Origin of the sequence: Psychromonas sp. SR45-3, assembly GCF_014163575.1 — a bacterium.
In the GTDB taxonomy this organism is placed as follows: domain Bacteria; phylum Pseudomonadota; class Gammaproteobacteria; order Enterobacterales; family Psychromonadaceae; genus Psychromonas; species Psychromonas arctica.
Genome location: NZ_JACJDP010000013.1, coordinates 66381 through 83819, shown reverse-complemented (window position 1 = coordinate 83819; position 17439 = coordinate 66381). Strand labels below are relative to the sequence as shown.

12 protein-coding genes and 1 pseudogene are annotated in these 17439 nt (G+C 38.3%); 9 read left to right on the top strand and 4 right to left on the bottom strand.

The window, feature by feature from the left end; genetic code table 11:
* Nucleotides 1-238: 238 nt before the first annotated feature.
* A complete protein-coding gene (locus tag H5084_RS09420) occupies nucleotides 239-1624 on the top strand; it encodes a YjiH family protein (protein ID WP_182690277.1) in 1386 nt (461 codons plus the stop codon).
* A 22-nt stretch (nucleotides 1625-1646) separates the two neighbouring features.
* Nucleotides 1647-2243, top strand: a complete 597-nt coding sequence (locus tag H5084_RS09415) for a MarC family protein (protein WP_028867102.1) — start codon at nucleotides 1647-1649, stop codon at nucleotides 2241-2243.
* A gap of 568 nt (nucleotides 2244-2811) precedes the next feature.
* Here the strand turns inward: H5084_RS09415 and H5084_RS09410 are convergent.
* Nucleotides 2812-4353: a sodium:solute symporter family transporter gene (locus H5084_RS09410; RefSeq protein WP_182690276.1), complete on the bottom strand. Its 1542-nt coding sequence runs from the start codon at nucleotides 4351-4353 to the stop codon at nucleotides 2812-2814.
* A 372-nt stretch (nucleotides 4354-4725) separates the two neighbouring features.
* Here H5084_RS09410 and H5084_RS09405 point away from each other — a divergent pair, with 372 nt between their 5' ends.
* From H5084_RS09405 to H5084_RS09395, 3 genes are all read left to right on the top strand, one after another.
* Entirely contained in the window at nucleotides 4726-6033 is a 1308-nt protein-coding gene (locus tag H5084_RS09405; protein WP_182690275.1) for an MFS transporter, read from the top strand.
* A gap of 96 nt (nucleotides 6034-6129) precedes the next feature.
* Nucleotides 6130-7146 (top strand): ester cyclase, encoded by a 1017-nt coding sequence (locus H5084_RS09400; protein ID WP_182690274.1) that lies wholly within the window; start codon nucleotides 6130-6132, stop codon nucleotides 7144-7146.
* Nucleotides 7147-7425: 279 nt separating this feature from the next.
* Complete coding sequence (locus H5084_RS09395; RefSeq protein ID WP_182690273.1) at nucleotides 7426-8451, top strand: LacI family DNA-binding transcriptional regulator; 1026 nt, start codon at nucleotides 7426-7428, stop codon at nucleotides 8449-8451.
* Between the two features lie 188 nt (nucleotides 8452-8639).
* On the opposite strand, the gene H5084_RS09390 is transcribed toward H5084_RS09395, so the two are convergent.
* Complete coding sequence (locus tag H5084_RS09390) at nucleotides 8640-9557, bottom strand: LysR family transcriptional regulator (protein ID WP_084296170.1); 918 nt, start codon at nucleotides 9555-9557, stop codon at nucleotides 8640-8642.
* 161 nt (nucleotides 9558-9718) lie between these two features.
* Here H5084_RS09390 and H5084_RS09385 point away from each other — a divergent pair.
* Nucleotides 9719-10244 (top strand): annotated as a pseudogene (locus H5084_RS09385) (aminotransferase class I/II-fold pyridoxal phosphate-dependent enzyme); the annotation flags it as partial.
* 61 nt (nucleotides 10245-10305) lie between these two features.
* A complete protein-coding gene (locus H5084_RS09380) occupies nucleotides 10306-10932 on the top strand; it encodes a trimeric intracellular cation channel family protein (RefSeq protein ID WP_028867105.1) in 627 nt (208 codons plus the stop codon).
* 568 nt (nucleotides 10933-11500) lie between these two features.
* Here H5084_RS09380 and dinB read toward each other — a convergent pair.
* Nucleotides 11501-12622 carry a DNA polymerase IV gene (gene dinB, locus H5084_RS09375; protein WP_182690272.1) on the bottom strand — a complete coding sequence of 374 codons (1122 nt, stop codon included), beginning with the start codon at nucleotides 12620-12622 and terminating at the stop codon, nucleotides 11501-11503.
* A gap of 317 nt (nucleotides 12623-12939) precedes the next feature.
* On the opposite strand from dinB, the gene H5084_RS09370 reads away from it, so the two are divergent.
* Both H5084_RS09370 and cueR read left to right on the top strand, forming a co-directional pair.
* Entirely contained in the window at nucleotides 12940-15330 is a 2391-nt protein-coding gene (locus tag H5084_RS09370) for a heavy metal translocating P-type ATPase (RefSeq protein WP_182690271.1), read from the top strand.
* Between the two features lie 206 nt (nucleotides 15331-15536).
* Nucleotides 15537-15923: a Cu(I)-responsive transcriptional regulator gene (gene cueR, locus H5084_RS09365; RefSeq protein ID WP_028867108.1), complete on the top strand. Its 387-nt coding sequence runs from the start codon at nucleotides 15537-15539 to the stop codon at nucleotides 15921-15923.
* A 116-nt stretch (nucleotides 15924-16039) separates the two neighbouring features.
* Here cueR and H5084_RS09360 read toward each other — a convergent pair whose 3' ends face one another.
* Nucleotides 16040-17344: a dicarboxylate/amino acid:cation symporter gene (locus tag H5084_RS09360; RefSeq protein WP_409077632.1), complete on the bottom strand. Its 1305-nt coding sequence runs from the start codon at nucleotides 17342-17344 to the stop codon at nucleotides 16040-16042.
* Between the last annotated feature and the right edge of the window lie 95 nt (nucleotides 17345-17439).

The window sequence follows — 17439 nt, the reverse complement described above, 5'->3', positions numbered from 1 at the left end:
TTACAAAAGCTAATAAGCGATTAGCTATCCCCTTACTTCCCATTCACTGGTTTAAATTAACTAACTTAAATTTGCTTACTTAAATTAACTAACAGGAAGTCTTGGCCCCCTTTTTTGCTTTAATTTAACATTTTCTGATCTGGTTCAGTAAATCTTACTACATGTCGATTTACAACAGAATATAAAGCAAGTACCCTTGCCGCCTTGCGCGTAAATGCGCTATTAACCTTAGCTTTTAATGCTAATAAACTTAACAAAGGTAAACAGTGTGACAGAAAAAAAATCATTTACGTTCGCGACGATTTTGACGTTTATTATTCCCTCTTTAATTGGTTTGTTATTATTTATGACGCCTATTAATTACGATAATGCGTTAACTATCCCTATCGCTATTGTCTCCAAAGCCCTACAAGCGTTTCTAGGAGATTCTGCGACATTGATCGTAACCTTAGTGGTGCTTACTACCGCAGTTTTAAGTTTATTATGTAAAATATTTAAACCTGCTTTTTTAGCAAATAATGAATTTTTAAATGGATTATTAAATGTTAGCCCAGCTTGGTTGTTAGTACGTGTATTAGGTGCCATTTTTATTACCCTAACCTATTGGCAAGTTGGACCAGAAATGATCAACTCTGGTAATACAGGTGCTTTAGTGTTGAATGACCTGTTACCCATTTTGCTTTGTGTATTTATTTTTGCTGGTTTGTTATTACCTTTATTGCTTAATTTTGGTTTGTTAGAATTATTCGGCACCTTATTAACCAAAATTATGCGCCCTGTATTTAATTTACCAGGTCGTAGTGCTATTGACTGTATGGCATCTTGGTTAGGTGACGGCAGTGTCGGTATTCTATTAACAAGTAAACAATATGAATCACGTTTTTATACGCAACGTGAAGCGGCTGTGATTGGTACAACGTTCTCTGCAGTATCGATTACCTTCTCATTGGTGGTGATTGCACAAGTTAAGTTAGAATACTTATTTTTACCTTTTTATCTTTCTGTATGTGCTGCAGGTTTAGTTGCTGCTATCGTGGTGCCTAAATTACCGCCTTTGTGCTTTAAAAAAGACACTTATATTGATGGCTCTTCGCGTCACGAAAATGATGAAAAAACGCCTGAAGGTCATCATGTTTTATCGTGGGGATTGCATCAAGCATTAGAGCGTGCAGAACATTCAAAAGGGATTAAACATACACTACTCGATGGCTTAAAAAATGTTATTGATATGGTCTTTGGTGTAATACCAGTGATCATGGCCATTGGTACTGTTGCTTTAATTATTGCTGAATATACGCCTATCTTTAACTATTTAGGTATGCCGTTTATTCCATTACTTGAGTTATTGCAAATACCAGAAGCTGAACAAGCTTCAACTACTATTGTGGTGGGTTTTGCTGATATGTTCATCCCTTCAATTTTGGCTGCTTCAATCGAATCTGATATGACGCGCTTTATCATTGCAGCGATGTCGGTAACACAATTAATTTATATGAGTGAAGTTGGTGCGCTGCTTATTGGTAGTAAAATTCCAATTAATATTGCTGAATTATTTATGATTTTTATTCTACGTACCTTAGTGACTTTACCGGTCATTGCAGGCATTGCACACCTTATTTTTTAATTGACTAGGCTAAGAAAATAAAATGGATATTGCACTATACCTGCACGCGATGACTGGTTTATTGGTTATTATCGATCCGATTGGGTCGGCGCTTATTTTTAATTCGCTGACCTCGGGTAGTGATCAAAAATTCCGTAATTTAATGGCCATCAAGTCAGTCGCTATCAGTGGTGTTACATTGATTTTATTTGGCAATTACGGTGAAGCCCTATTTTATCACTTGGGTATTAATATTAATTCCCTGCGTATCTCTGGCGGTTTATTACTTTTTTATACCGCCTTTATCATGATCACGCAGGAACTAAAATTTGCTAAAACCGATAAAGATGCGGATATATCAGTTTTCCCTATGTCTATTCCATTATTAGCAGGCCCTGGCACACTTACCTTAGCCATTTTATTATTCTCGCAAAATACTCAAGGTAACTCAGTCGTGACGGTGAGTGCCGCTATCATTAGTGTTTTATTGATCACTCTGGTGGGTATGATGATGTCAAAGTACTTGAAAAAGTTCATTGGCAAAACGGGTGATGAAATATTACGTCGTTTCTTAGGCGTGATTCTTGCCGCGTTGGCGATTCAATTTATTTACGAAGGCGTGCGTAATATTTCAATGTAATAGCAGTCGATTGCCTGTCATGCACAAAACCCACACAAGATTACAGTTCTAATATTGCTGAGATTAACCAAGTTAGTTTCAGCAATTCCCTTTTAAGTTTTACTTTCCTGCATTAACCCATAGCTATAGACATTCAACATCATTTAACCTCAGTCATGGAATAACGTTAAACGGCAAGCTTACTCATCAATCAAATTTAACTGTATTGTATTGTATTGTACTGTACTCTACAGATTGCTCAGGGAGTTTATTGCTTAGGCCAACACTTAGGCCTAATAAGAGAATGGGTTTATCTGGATTGGCAGCAATCAATTGATGATGCAATTACTCAAAAATCGAAATGTTAAGTTGCGTATATTTTCGCTCACTACTTTTGATTGTAAAATCACTAAACTTTAGCTTTCCCCCCAATTTAATGATCACTTTATTCTCTAATGTTTTTTCTAACTGAGATTGTGTTGCTTGCTCTGAACTGATCACACATTGTTCATTGGGTTTATTTGCATCCGAAGCTATTTTCCGACACCAATTTTTCCGATCTCAATGGTACAAAGCATAAAATTATTCGTTATAAGAGTACAGAAAAAAGCCAATCTGGAATGACTGTGCACGCGTAGATTGTCACAATAGCAAAAACAAGTAATCCGTAATGGCTTGCATTAGGTTTGGCAAAAAGTTGCTTTTGATTGTTTATGAAAACCTTTTGTTCATTGCTAATAGAGCCGTAAAAAAAGCTGCTAAGAACGCCAAAAAAGAGAAAGGCTAAAGTGCCTATTGGGGCAAACCACGGCCAAGCAATATCCATATAACGAGCTATAAATACAGCAATCATACTCAATATACTGCCTACAATAACGCCGGTTTCGTTAGCCTTATTGAAAAATAGTCCAAGTACGAATGAACCTAAGCGAATGCCCACAAAAATAGAGGTCAAGCTCGCAATGGTTTTGAGCACTGATTCATTAGACACCGAAAATAATGCAGGGATAACCACTATAAAAGCAGACACTAAACTCATTTTTCTAGCGACTGAGTCATAGTGAGTACCAGAGGCATTCTTACGGAAAAATCGCTTATAGAAATCGAAAGTCGCGACAGTTGCCATTGAATTGTATGTAGAGTCCAAAGTAGACATAGCGGCTGCTGAAAGAGCGGCAATAATTAGTCCAATAATTAGCGGGTTAGTATGATTAAAAACGAAATCTAATATAACTTCATTGCTGTTTTCAAAAGGCTGGTCTTGATAAAAAACACTCAGAAGAACACCTATAATTGAGAAAAATAGATATATAAAAAATGCTCCATATCCACAAAGCAGCATGGATTTTTGCGCTGTCTTAACATTTTTCGTCGCCAATGTTCTTTGAATAATTAACTGATTAGTTCCATACACACTGAGGTGCAAGAAACTGACTGCAAAAACTCCAGCTAAGAGTGTCGTATCGACGCCCAAGTCGAAACTTGTATTGATGATAGTAAGATGATCTCGTGATAAATTGCCACCATTATTAATTTCGATTATGAGGATTACAAAAATAGCAATACTACCGGTAATAAGCACAATAGATTGCAGCATATCAGTCCAAATAACCGTAGAAATACCTCCAGAATAAGTGTAAATAGCCGTAAAAATACTGATACATATAATGGCTTCTGAGATAGATATTGGAATCACTTTCACTAAGATCAGTGCCACTGCATAAAGGATCACTCCTGCAGAAATACACTGAACAACAATAAATACTATCGAGTTTATGGTACGAGCATAAACGCCAAACCGAAGCTCTAGATACTCATAAATAGAAGTAAGTTTTAGTTTGTAAAATACCGGCACAAAAAATAGAACAGTGAAAAAGATTACTATAGGGTAATTCAAATGGATACTCATAGCTTCCATTCCAGAGCTAAAAACCCAACCAGGCATTCCTACAAATGTCATTGTACTTATGTAAGTCGCTAGAATTGAAACACCTGCTGTAAACCAACCAAACTGCTTGCCACCAGTAGAGAAATCTCCCCCAGTGTTATACCTCTTATTAACTAAATAGCTAATGAGTATGGTTATTGCTAAATAAATTGTGATCACTAGATAGCTTGAGTACGTAACCATTTTATTGTCCTGATTTCAGTATCGATATCGATGAATATCACTGTATATTACCCATTTACGTCTTTACCATCGTTACATTCCACCACAAACGTGAACTAAATCACCATAACTGTGGGCTCGCTCGCAACAAGGGTAAAGAACCAAAGAGAGATCCTGATCACCAATCCCTACCAAATGGGTACGTATTCATTTATAAGTCGATATTGATCACATATTTTATAACCACAAAAAACTACTATCAATTCGAAATCGAAGAGAGCTAGAAAGGTAAATGACAGTCTATCTCTCCTGAACATAAAGCTAATTTACGGATAATTAAGCTAATTTACGGATAATTAAGCTAACTTACAGATAAGTAGAGGTATATCGATCATGACTGTAAATAATCAAAAAATACATATGAGTGAAGTTCCCATGATTCAAAGGGTAGCTGCTTATTTAACCATTCTAGTAGGCTATTTTTTCTATTGTTATAACTTTGTAATTATTGACTATGTACGCCCTTACATCGTAGAAGATTACGATGGTATTAGCCTTGCAGATACCGCCCAATTCTATACTTGGCAATCCCTTGGAGCTTTAATCGGTGCACTTAGCTGTGCGTGGATTGCATCCCATTTAGGCAAAAAAACAACGCTTATCGCAATTACAGCACTTAACGGTGGAGCGACGATTATTAATATGATGTTCACGGATTACGCGACGTGGGCATTGATGAGATTCATCATTGGTCTTTCCCTAGGTGGCTACTTTACTATTGCGGTAAGCCTCATGATTGGTCTATTCACCCCTACTGTACGTGGTAAATTAACCGCATTTGCTTCTTCAATGTTCTCTGTAGCACTGATGGCAATGGGGATTTACGCAGCATTTATTAGCAGTATTGATGCGCCTTGGCAAAGCTTAATGTGGGTTGGCGGTATTCCACCGTTGGTCGCAGCGGCACTCATGATTTTTCTTCTTCCAAATGAGAACAAAATCATTGCATACGGTGAAGAAGAAGCGGCAGCACAAGAAAAGGACTCAGGCGTTGTTAAGAAGAAAGGTACTTGGCGCGAAATGCTTAGCGGGCATCACCGAAAAATAACAATCACTTGCTTATTATTGGCTGGCTTGAACTTCTACGGTTACCAATTCTTTAGTGGCTTCGTGACTACGTACCTAAAAGATGTGCGACAGTTTGATGGTGCGACTATCGGTATTATATTTTCTATCTCTGCATTTGGTTCTTTATTCGGAGCATGGTTCTGGGGTGCGATTGCGGACAAATTTGGCCGAAAAGTGAATGCGTTTGGTTTCATTCTTGCGGGCATCATGGCTTCGATATTCTTCATCGCTCCAAGCGATGTCATGATTGGTGGTTTAAATGCGCTGGCACTTATGGGGCTTATTTACAACTTCGGTCTTTCAGCTTCTGCGGTATGGGGTGGGTACTTCTCTGAGTTGTTCCCTGCACACCTTCGTAGCCACGGTGCGGCACTGTTCCATGGTGGTCGTATCATAGGTATGTGGGCGCCAATGGTGCTTATCTATATCCAAGAACGTTCAAATTTAGAGACTGCAATGTGGGGGTCTCCGATCATATGGGTTGTTGCGGGGCTATTATGGTTGTCGCTACCAGAAACGCTGAAAAGTGGCATTTTCAACAAAAGAAAATCTCCAATACAAACCAACGCTTAATTTAATTAAAACGGCAGGCAATGTGCCTGCCGACAAGCACAATCAATTTTTTCGAGTCCCATCTTAAGTTGGCTCGCCAATATATGGAATAAAAATATGTCTAAATATCAAGAAGCAAAACTCGTTGTACGTAAATATTTCGATGCTATGGAAAATGCAACTCACGAAAATGTAGCAGAAATACTAGCATCTCATACTTCAGAAAATTACCTATGGCGTGGCGTTTACCCATTCCGAGAGCAAGAAGGTGCGCGAGCAGCTGCTGATGTTTTTTGGTCTCCTCTTATGAAATCTATGACGCGTATGCAACGCCGCCAAGATATATTTATCGGTGGTGATAACGATGTAAATAATGATGAAACTTGGGTAATGAGCATGGGTCACTTCATGGGCTTATTAGATTCTGAATTTCTAGGAATGCGTCCAACCGGCAAGATCATGAACGTTCGTTACGCTGAGTTCAGTTGTGTTGAAAATGGTAAAATAACGAAGACAGGTCTGTTTTTAGATCTATTAGGCATGATGGATCAAGCTGGCTGTTATCCTCTTCCGCCCTCTACCGGTAAATATTTCGTTTACCCTGGCCCACGTAATCATGATGGTTTATTGTTTGAAGATGCGGATCCAAAGGAAGGTGTTGCAACACTAGCCCTAGTCAATAAAATGGTTGACGACCTATCTGCCCTTAACGACAGTGGCGCGATGGGTTGCCCTCCAGAAATACTTGCTAAGAGCTGGTCTGAAGATATGATTTGGTATGGCCCTTGCGGCATCGGTGCATCATATACAATTCATCGTTACCAACAGCAACACCAACTTCCATTCCGTAACAATCTTAAAGACAAGAAGTTTAACGGCCATGTTTGTCGTTTTGCTGAAGGCAGCTTTGCTTGCTTCTTCGGTTGGCCAAATCTGTCTAACACCCCTACTGGTGGCTTCTTAGGAATGCCGGGCGGCGAAGTACGCGCGAATATGCAAGTAGTTGATGTTTACTACCGCGATGGTGACAAGCTATCTGAGAACTGGGTATTAATAGACTTGCCATACTGGCTGCAACAGCAAGGGATAGATGTATTTGAACGAACTCAACAAATATTAAACCCTACTCTGTAATACTAATAAAGCCTAAGCTTAAAAACTTGGCCTTAATTACCAACGAGTGTTTCTTAGCTGAAGCACTCTTTGAACAACCCGTTATCAATCAACCACAAATTAAAATTACTCTGTGGCTTTCAGCACCTTGAAAAACGAGTAATGGGTTGTACCCATATGGTGACCACATTATAATTATAAAACCTTATTTATTATAGGAATAAGGTTTTATAATTTTGTGAGTACGCACCATAATTATGCTATTCTTTACTAAGTTAATTTTTAAATAAGCACTTACTCATGAATTCACCTAAAACTACTGTTACTTCAAAAGACGTTGCGAAATTCGCGGGCGTGTCTCAATCTACGGTATCTCGTGTTTTTGTACCTGGCAGTTCCGTTGCTGACAAAACCAAACAAAAAGTCTTTGAAGCAGCGAAGGCACTTAACTATCGTCCAAATGCTTTTGCTCGCAGTTTATCAACCAATGAATCTAAGCTTATTGGCTTGGTTTTTCCGGATACTGATTACCCGATTCACATGAAAACGCTGCAATTAATTTCGATTGAATTACAAAAAAATGGGTATTCTGCCGTATTAATTCCTTGGCAATTGAATGGGGGTGTAGAGCATTCAATCCCTAATATTTTTCAGTATAGGGTGGATGGTGTCATTGCTGCTTCAGCAACGTTGAATAAGTCACTTTATAAAGAATGTGAAGAATTTAATATTCCAATTGTTCAATATGCCCGTGTGGTTGAGGGAACCAAAAGCAGTTATGTGATTAGTGATAACTTTACAGCGGGGAAAACTGCGGCACAGTTTTTTCATCAAACCGGAGTAAAATCAGCCGCCTACCTTACTGGCAACATCCCTACATATACTAATGGGGAACGCCAATCTGGATTTTGTGCTGAATTTGAAGATCTAACAGGATGTCCGGTTCGAGTGATAGAAGCTGATTTAGGCTATCTCGATTCTCTGGATGAAATTAGAGCTCTATTGTCTAGCCAAGATAGAGTAGAAGCCATTTTTTGTGCTACCGATGAACTGGCAATAGCAGTGATGGATGTCGCTCGATTAGAGTTTAAACTGCGTATTCCTGAAGAGTTACAAGTGATAGGTTTTGATGATATACCTCAAACAGAATGGCTCAATTATCAACTCACTACTTTTCAGCAGGACTTTAGCCGCTTAGCCAGAGAGTCGGTAAAAATCATTGTAGAACAAATTGCAGAACAGAGCGCTAGCTTAGTAAAACTCATGATTCCAATAAAATTTATAGAACGTAATACGACGAAGAAGAAAAATCATAATATTATTTGAGGCCTAGCTTCATTGCACTATAAAGTCGCCTATGACTATCCTTCAAATTTACCGAAGCTATACTTGAATTCAAAATCCAACTATTGAAGATGAGATCCACAGTTCCCCCAAGGGGAGCGCTCAAATCAACCTGAGAGTAGACAATCATAGTGTGATTAATTGATTTCACTACCCTAGCAGTATAAACCCTAATTTATTGCCAAATGCTGCATAGCGTAGTCGATAAAAACTCTGAGCCTAGTTGGCATATATTTAGTTTGGGCATACTGAAGTGCAATGATCCCCTGATAATTACTCTTAATCGTCCAGTCGCAGAGAACCTCAGTAACATTTCCTTTGCTTATTGCTTCCTGCACCACAAAATCAGGGAAAATACCGATACCTAAGCCATTAATAACTCCGTTTAAGCGCATCTGAGAGTGGTTGACTGCGTAGCGTCCTGAAACTGACACTGTATGGGATTCATCGCCTTTAATAAAATCCCAGATGTGGTCGGTTTCATTTTCAGCTAAATATAGACAATCGTGCTCTGTTAATTGTTCAGGGTGGGATGGAACCCCTTTCTCTTTTAGGTAATCAGGGCTTGCACATAGCACTAAGTTGGTTTTACCAATCTCTTTTAGAACCAAATTTTCATCAGGTTTATCGGTAAGAAGAAAGGCAATATCGATCCCCGTTGTAAAAATATCGATTGCCCCATCAATAGCACGTAACTTGAGCTGAATCTGCGGATACTGCTTTAAAAATGGTATGACAAAAGGCTGTAACACCACATTTAAAAATGCCTCAGGCGCGGCAACGGTTATTGAGCCAGCAGGCTTATGATGGATGACACTTGATATTTCAACCGCTTGCTGTGCAGCATTAACCATAGAAATGCATTGATCATAAATCTTCTTTCCTGCTTCGGTAATGATCAGTTTTCTGGTCGTTCGTTCAAAGAGTTTAACAGATAAGGCTTTTTCTAGCCGAGTAACTGTTTTACTCAGCGCTGAAGGTGTGACATTTAGTTTTTTAGCCGCAGCAGTAAAGCTTCTCTCCTGAACAACAAGAGTAAAACTAGCAAGGTCGGGTAATAAGGCGATCAGTTTTTGAGATATTATCATTCCATTTGTGCCTTTTTTTCACTAATGCTTTTCCATCTATAGGGATAATACTCTTATATCGAATCAATTAGAATGTATTTACGGTGTAAATGATTCTATAGCTTGTTCGGGTTTATTTCATAACAATCTGTTTTTATTAAATGTTTAAAAGGAATATGCTCATGACCTCTACCTTTTATAATCAAATCAATAATCAGATAAAAGACCTAAAATCAGAAGGCCTATATAAACGTGAGCGCGTTATTACTTCAGCTCAAAATGCCGCTGTGTCTACCTCTACAGATGAAGAAGTTTTAACCTTCTGCGCTAATAACTACTTAGGTTTAGCAAATCATCCCTCTTTAATCGAAACAGCTAAGAAGGGGTTATATGAGCAAGGTTTTGGTATGGCATCCGTACGCTTTATTTGTGATACGCAAGATAAGCATAAGCAATTAGAAGCTAAGTTATCAGCATTTTTAGGGATGGAAGATACTATCTTGTATACCTCTTGCTTTGATGCAAATACGGGGTTATTTGAAACTATTTTAGATGCAAACGATGCGATTATCTCCGATTCACTTAATCACGCATCAACCGTTGATGGTGTTCGTTTATGTAAAGCGAAACGTTTACCGTTATGCAAATAATGATATGGCAGAATTAGATCAACAATTAATTGCTGCAACTGAAGTTGGTGCTCGTCATAAAAGGCTTAAATGGCGACGACTTCAATAGTTGCAATATTTTTAACCTACGGACAGACTATATGTTACACAATTTTATTTATTTTGCAGATATGTTAGGTGTAATTGCTTGTGCGATATCAGGGGTACTTGTTGCAGCCCGTTTACGTATGGATCCCTTTGGCATCATAGTTTTAGCTACTGTTACTGGTATTGGTGGAGGAACCATTCGAGATATGATGATGAGCGCAACACCCGTATTTTGGATTCTTGATAACACCTATTTATACGTAATTTTATGCACTACCGTTTTAAGTGTTATTTGGCTGCATCATATTCATCGTTTTCCAGTGTTTTTATTACCTCTGCTAGATGCCTTTGGCTTGGCCATATTTACCATTATCGGAGCACAAAAAGCATTGTCTTTTGGATTTACTGGCCCCGTGGCAATTGGTATGGGCTGTATCACAGGTGTAGCAGGTGGTATGGTACGAGATCTTTTAAGTGGTCAAATCCCCTTTGTTTTACAAAAAGAGATATACGCGACAGCATCTATTTTAGGCGCAACCTTATTTGTAATAGGCCATTTCATTGGATTAACGCCAATTTTATCAATGCTGCTTGCTATATGTGGCACGCTAACATTGCGACTAAGTGCAATATATTGGCACCTGTCTTTACCTGTATTTATACTTGATAGAGAAACTTAAGCTTAACTTCTATTCATACTAACTGATGGTATTGTCAATTTATCTGAGCCCAACGATTAAAGCTATAAAATCAGCCTTAATCTAAATTTTGGACGCAACTAACATGCACGCATCCATTTAGAAAATGATCGTTCACAAATGCATGGTCCCCCCTTGCTTCAAGTAAGTACCTACCCCATCTAAATAAAATATTATTACACGTAGAGAGGATCACTCTTTCAATAAACGCTCCCGAACTCCACAAGTATGAATGTATTTTGCTGTAGTTTGGTTCTCATAACGACTATCCACTTTATGCTCCATGTGTCTGCAGTTTCGACATAAGTTGATGATTCAGTTGTAATTGAATCAATTTATTTACGAAGCCATGCGCATTATTTCAATGTAATAGCAGTCGATTGACTGTCTCATGCACAAAACTCACGCAAGATTACAGTTCTAATATTGCTGAGATTAACCAATTTAGTTTCAGCAATTCCCTTTTAAGCTTTACCTTCCTTCATTAACGTTAGCTATAGACATTCAACATCATTAAATCACAGTCATGGGATAACGTTAAACGGTAAGGTTACTCATCAATCAAACTCAACTGTACTGGTTGCTCAGGGAGTTTATTGCTTAAGCCAACACTGAGGCCTAATAAGCGAATGGGTTTGTCCGGATTGGCAGCAATCAATTGATGTAACAATTGTTCAAAAATTGAAATGTTAAGTTGCGTATATTTTCGCTCACTACTTTTGATTGTGAAGTCACTAAACTTTAGCTTTATCCCCAATTTAGTGATCACTTTATTCTCTAAATGTTTTTCCAACCGAGATTGTAATTGTAAGTAAAAATCACTGAGCTGCTTTAGGCACTGCTCTTCACTGAGCAAGTTATGTTCAAATGTATGCTCAACAGCAACGGATTTTCGCTCTCTATTCGGCTGTACTTCTCGTTGGTCAATGCCCTTACTGTAAGCTGATAATGCTTGCCCTAGTTTACCAAAAGTCGATAACAACTCTTGTTCTGGATATTTCCTAATATCACCACAGGTAAACAAGCCTTTGTCAGCTAAGTGTTGCTGCCCTACTTTACCTACACCGGGGATTTTTTTAAGTGGCAAGGTTAAAATAAAGTCACTGGCTTGCTCTGGACTGATCACACATTGTCCATTAGGTTTATTTTCATCAGAGGCTATTTTCGCTAAAAATTTACAGTATGAAACACCCGCAGATGCTGTTAGATTCAATTCTTGTTGAATCGATTTTCTTATATCTTGGGCAATATAAGTGGCCGAACCTTGGAACAAAGTACAGTCGGTAACATCTAAAAAAGCTTCGTCCAGTGATAAAGGTTCAACTAAAGAGGTGTAGCGAAAGAAAATTTCACGTAACTTTTTAGAGACTTCCACATAAACCGACATTCTTCCCGGCACGATAAGCAGATCTGGACACAATTGCTTTGCTTGAAATACAGGCATAGCAGAATGCACACCATATTGACGTGCTAAGTAATTACACGTCGACAAAACACCTCTACGTTGACTGCGGCCCCCTATCGCAAGTGGTATATTCTGATAGCTAGGATTGTCACGCATTTCGACTGCAGCATAAAAACAATCCATATCAATATGAATTATTTTACGTGCTATTGGAGTAACACTCGGCGCTTTAACATCTGGATCTGACTCGGTCGTTTCTGAATACATGGTTAAACGACCTCTAGTAGCATTGCGTGGAAGATAAATGGATAAAAGATTAACAATCAAAAATTAACAAACACTGATAACTAGTTGAATGATAATAGTTAATAGCACTAAAATGATTTACTACAACGCATTAACTGTGTTTATAGACAGTTAATTTAATGGCTCTACTGAAAAAATACAAGTTAAAAATTAAACTTACGTTTGACATTGACCTTAGGGTAAAGGTTAAGCTTTAACTATTGAGTGAGATCAGGCATTTTAATTGTCCCAAATAATCATCACTTAACTTACTATTTTTAACTAATAAGGTAACTGATATGACAACAACACAACAAATAACGTTCCCTGTCTATGGAATGAATTGTGCTAGTTGTGCCAGTAAACTAAGTGCAGCATTTAATACACTTGATGGCATCGAAGCCAATGTAAATATCACTTTAGAAAAAGCAAGCTTAAGCGTCGATGAAGCGCAATTAAAAAGCCCTATTGCGCCTCAAATCATCACTATTTTAGAGCAAAAAGGCTATCAGACCGATCACCAACAAGTAGTGTTTGAAGCGGAGTGGTCTTGTTCAAGCTGTGTAGAATCAACGATAACAGCATTAAAAAAACACCCACTAGTGGTGGATGTAAAAGCAAATTTTGCGACGCAAATTGTGTATGTAGAAACATTAGAAAGTTTTGTTAACGACTCTTTTATCAAAGCGTTAATCGCCTTAAGTCCTTATCCATTAACGGCAAAGAAAGCGATCACATCACAACAACAATTAATTGAAAAACAAAACAAAGAACGTAAAAAACAACAACAAGAAAAACTAGGCCTCGCTATTGCCCTACTGTTAAGTCTGCCATTCTGGTTCGCAATGATCAGTATGCTATTTAGTGATTCGCCGTTATTAACGCCTTGGTTTGAGCTTGCTTTAGCGACTCCTCTACAATTTATTATTGGTGCTCGTTTCTATAAAGGTGCTTGGAAAAGCCTGAAAGGTCGATCAGCGAATATGGATGTGTTAGTGGTATTAGGCACCTCCGCAGCCTACTTTTTCAGTCTATATATGATTCTAAAAGGCAATACGGGGCATCTATATTTTGAAAGCAGTAGTTTAGTGATCGTATTAATTCGTTTAGGTAAATATTTGGAGTTTCAAGCTAAACAAGCAAGCTCTAAAGCGGTGAGTGCTCTAAATAAATTACAAGCCGTTGATGCCTTGGTCAAAAAAGGTAAAGTATTCAAACGAGTATTGATTGATCAAGTACAAGTGAGCGACCTAATACAAATTGCAGCCGGTGATAAAGTCCCCGTCGACGGCGTTATTTTAGAAGGCAGCAGCTACATTGATGAAGCATTATTAACCGGTGAAAGTAAGCCAGTGCTTAAACAAGTAGAAGATACAGTGTTTGCCGGTACGATTAATGGCGATGGTGTGTTATTAATGAAGAGCACTGCGGTCAAAGAACAAACCAAATTGCATCAAATTATTCAATTAGTTGAATCCGCTCAAATGAGTAAAGCACCAATATTGGAGTTAGTGGATAGAATTAGCGCTATTTTTGTTCCGATTGTATTAGCCATTGCAGCAGTGACGTTTAGTGCATGGTGGTTACATAGTGGAGACTTTGAACAAGCCTTGATCCACAGTGTAGCGGTACTAGTGATTGCTTGTCCTTGTGCATTAGGTTTAGCAACCCCTACGGCCATGGTGGTTGGCACTGGGCTCGCAGCGCAAAAAGGTATTTTAATAAAAGATATTAATACATTACAACTTGCACATAAATTAACGCATATTGCCTTTGATAAAACCGGTACGTTAACCAAAGGACAAGTTAGTTTAAATAATATAACTGCATTTGATAAAGACTTCCTGCCGCTTTTATTAGGCTTACAGCAAGCAAGTAAACACCCAATTGCCAAAGCGGTTGTTGAACATTGTGAGACACTTGATATTCAAGCAACCACAGTCAATGATATACAAAGTATTCACGGTGAAGGTATCCACGGGCGTGTTAATAACCAAGAAATCATTGCTGGTAATGCTAAGCTACTGTCGCACTTTAATATTGATTTAAACCAACAGCTTGCCATTCGAGGCGTTAAACCGGAAACAACTGATAATGTAATTTATGTTTGCTATCAACAAAATCTGATTGGTTATTTTAGTATTGCCGATCAAGTTCGTCCTGAGAGCCAACAAGCCATCTCTGACTTACATCAATTGGGACTATCTACCACGCTAATAAGTGGCGACAAAGACAGTGTTGTAAAATCGATGAGTCAGCAATTAGGTATTAAAAGCTATTTTGCAGAACAAACACCTGAACAAAAATTACAACAGCTAGAAACACTACAAAAACAATCGCTAGTGGCGATGGTAGGCGATGGTGTTAATGATGCCCCTGCATTAGCGAAAGCCGATGTGAGTATCGCAATGGGCGGAGGTAGTGATGTTGCAAAACAAACAGCCTCAATGACATTAATGCGAGATGACCCGCGGTTAATAGCAGTGGCGATTAAGATTTCACGCAGTACTTGGTCGACCATTCGTCAAAATTTATTTTGGGCATTTATTTTTAATAGTTTAGCAATTCCAGCAGCGGCCTTTGGTTACTTGAACCCAACTGTAGCGGCAATCGCAATGACTGCGTCAAGCTTAACGGTATTGAGTAATTCATTACGCTTAAAACGCATTAACATTAGTACTGACAAATAAGCATTAATAAAATCAGTACTGATAATTAACTGTTGTTGATAGCTATAAACAAAAGTGGCACTAAGTAACTCATACTTAGGTCACTTTGCAGATGCTGATTTGGCATCAATGTGCAAAATCAGCAAACAGCATATGCGAGAAAAGGTACATTAAATATAATAATTTAACGTACGATTTAAACACACATGATAGAGGCAGGAGTCGTTATGTATTCAATAAGCCAAGCAGCAAAAGAGACAGGATTGTCCATTAAATCAATTCGCCATTACGAATCTATTGGATTGATTAGTACTCCACCAAGAGGCGAAAACGATTACCGTTTTTATACACCGCAAATATTAAAACAGTTGCATTTTATTCATAAAACGAAATTAGCAGGTTTTAACCTAAAAGAATGTAAAGCCTTACTATTACTCGGTGAAGATGAGAATAGAAATAGCGCAGATGTAAAGAAAATAGCGCTAGAAAAAATTAAAGAGATTGAGTCACGCATTCAACAGCAACAGGCAATTGTAAATCAGTTGACTAAAATCACTCAACAATGTCCCGGTGATGAACAGTCGCAATGCAGTATTATCGATGCATTTAGCTGAGCCGTTTTCTAGCCTGTATTAATCGAATTACAATACACGGTTGTATTAAAAGTTAAGAACATAAAAACCCAGTTCAAACTGGGTTTTTAAACCAATGTAACAAGCCACCAGCATTATTACTTTTTCGTTGTCCCTAATTGTACCGATTCTTCACTCGCACCTGCACTAGGGTCGTTAAATACATCAATGTCCATTTCACCTTCCGACTTCGCTACAATACAGGTGATCACACTATCACCGGTTATGTTAACGGCGGTACGGATCATATCCAATAATCTATCAACCCCAAGAATCATCGCAATACCTTCAACCGGCAGACCCACTTGATTAAGTACCATGGCGAGCATAATTAAGCCAACACCCGGCACGCCTGCCGTTCCTACTGACGCTAATGTCGCCGTTAGAATAACAGCCCCATAATCGGAAAGACTTAAGTGAATATTAAAAGCCTGTGCAATAAACACGGTGGCAACACCTTGCATGATAGCAGTCCCATCCATATTAATGGTGGCACCCAGTGGAACGGTGAATGAGGCAACTTTATTATTAACACCTAAGCGCTTGGTTGCTGTCTCTAAGGTCACAGGGATAGTTGCATTTGATGATGCTGTTGAAAAAGCAAAAGTGATCGCTGTTTCCATCTTTTTGAAAAACGTGATTGGATTTAAACCAGTGAGTGCTTTAAAAAAGAGACTATAAGTCACCAAAGCATGCAGTAACAAGGTAGCACTTAATACTAAGAAGTAATTGATTAGATTGAATATGGCTTCTAACCCAATGTCACTAAATAGTTTTGCCATTAAGAAAAATACCCCGTATGGCGCGATATTCATTAACATAACGACTAACTTCATGATCACTTTGTTGAAGTCATAAAATAAACTTGCAATGCGCTCACCCTCAGGGCCTGAAACGCTAATAGCAATACCGAACAAAATTGAAAATATGATAATTTGCAGGATATTGCCTTCAGCCATTGAGCTAATAGGATTGGTTGGAAACATGTTAATAATAACGTCTCCCAACGAGGGCGCATCTTTAGTGGAAAAACTGGTTGCCTGCGCTAAATCGACGCCTACGCCAGGTTCAAAAAGATTAGCCATCAAAATAGCAAGCGTGATCGCGATAGCTGTCGTCAACATATAAAATGATAAGGTTTTACCACCTAAACGACCTAATGTAGAGAGATCTTTTAAGCTACTTGTTCCACACACTAATGAGACAAAAATCAATGGCACCACTAGCATTTTAAGCGTAGCGATAAAAACTTTGCCACCAACATAAAAGACACCGTTTACAATATAGTCTTGAACAAATGCAACATCAGCGAAGAGGCTGCGGATAACAAATCCAACCAAAATACCTAAGCCCATCCCGACCAATACACGCTTAGTTAATGACATTTTATTTTGGTTTTTTATTGCGGTTGTTGCGGTCATCATACTTCCTTTTTTTCCATCATATAATCCTTTACTTTATAAGATATTAAACATCAATCTGCACTTCAGCATTAAGT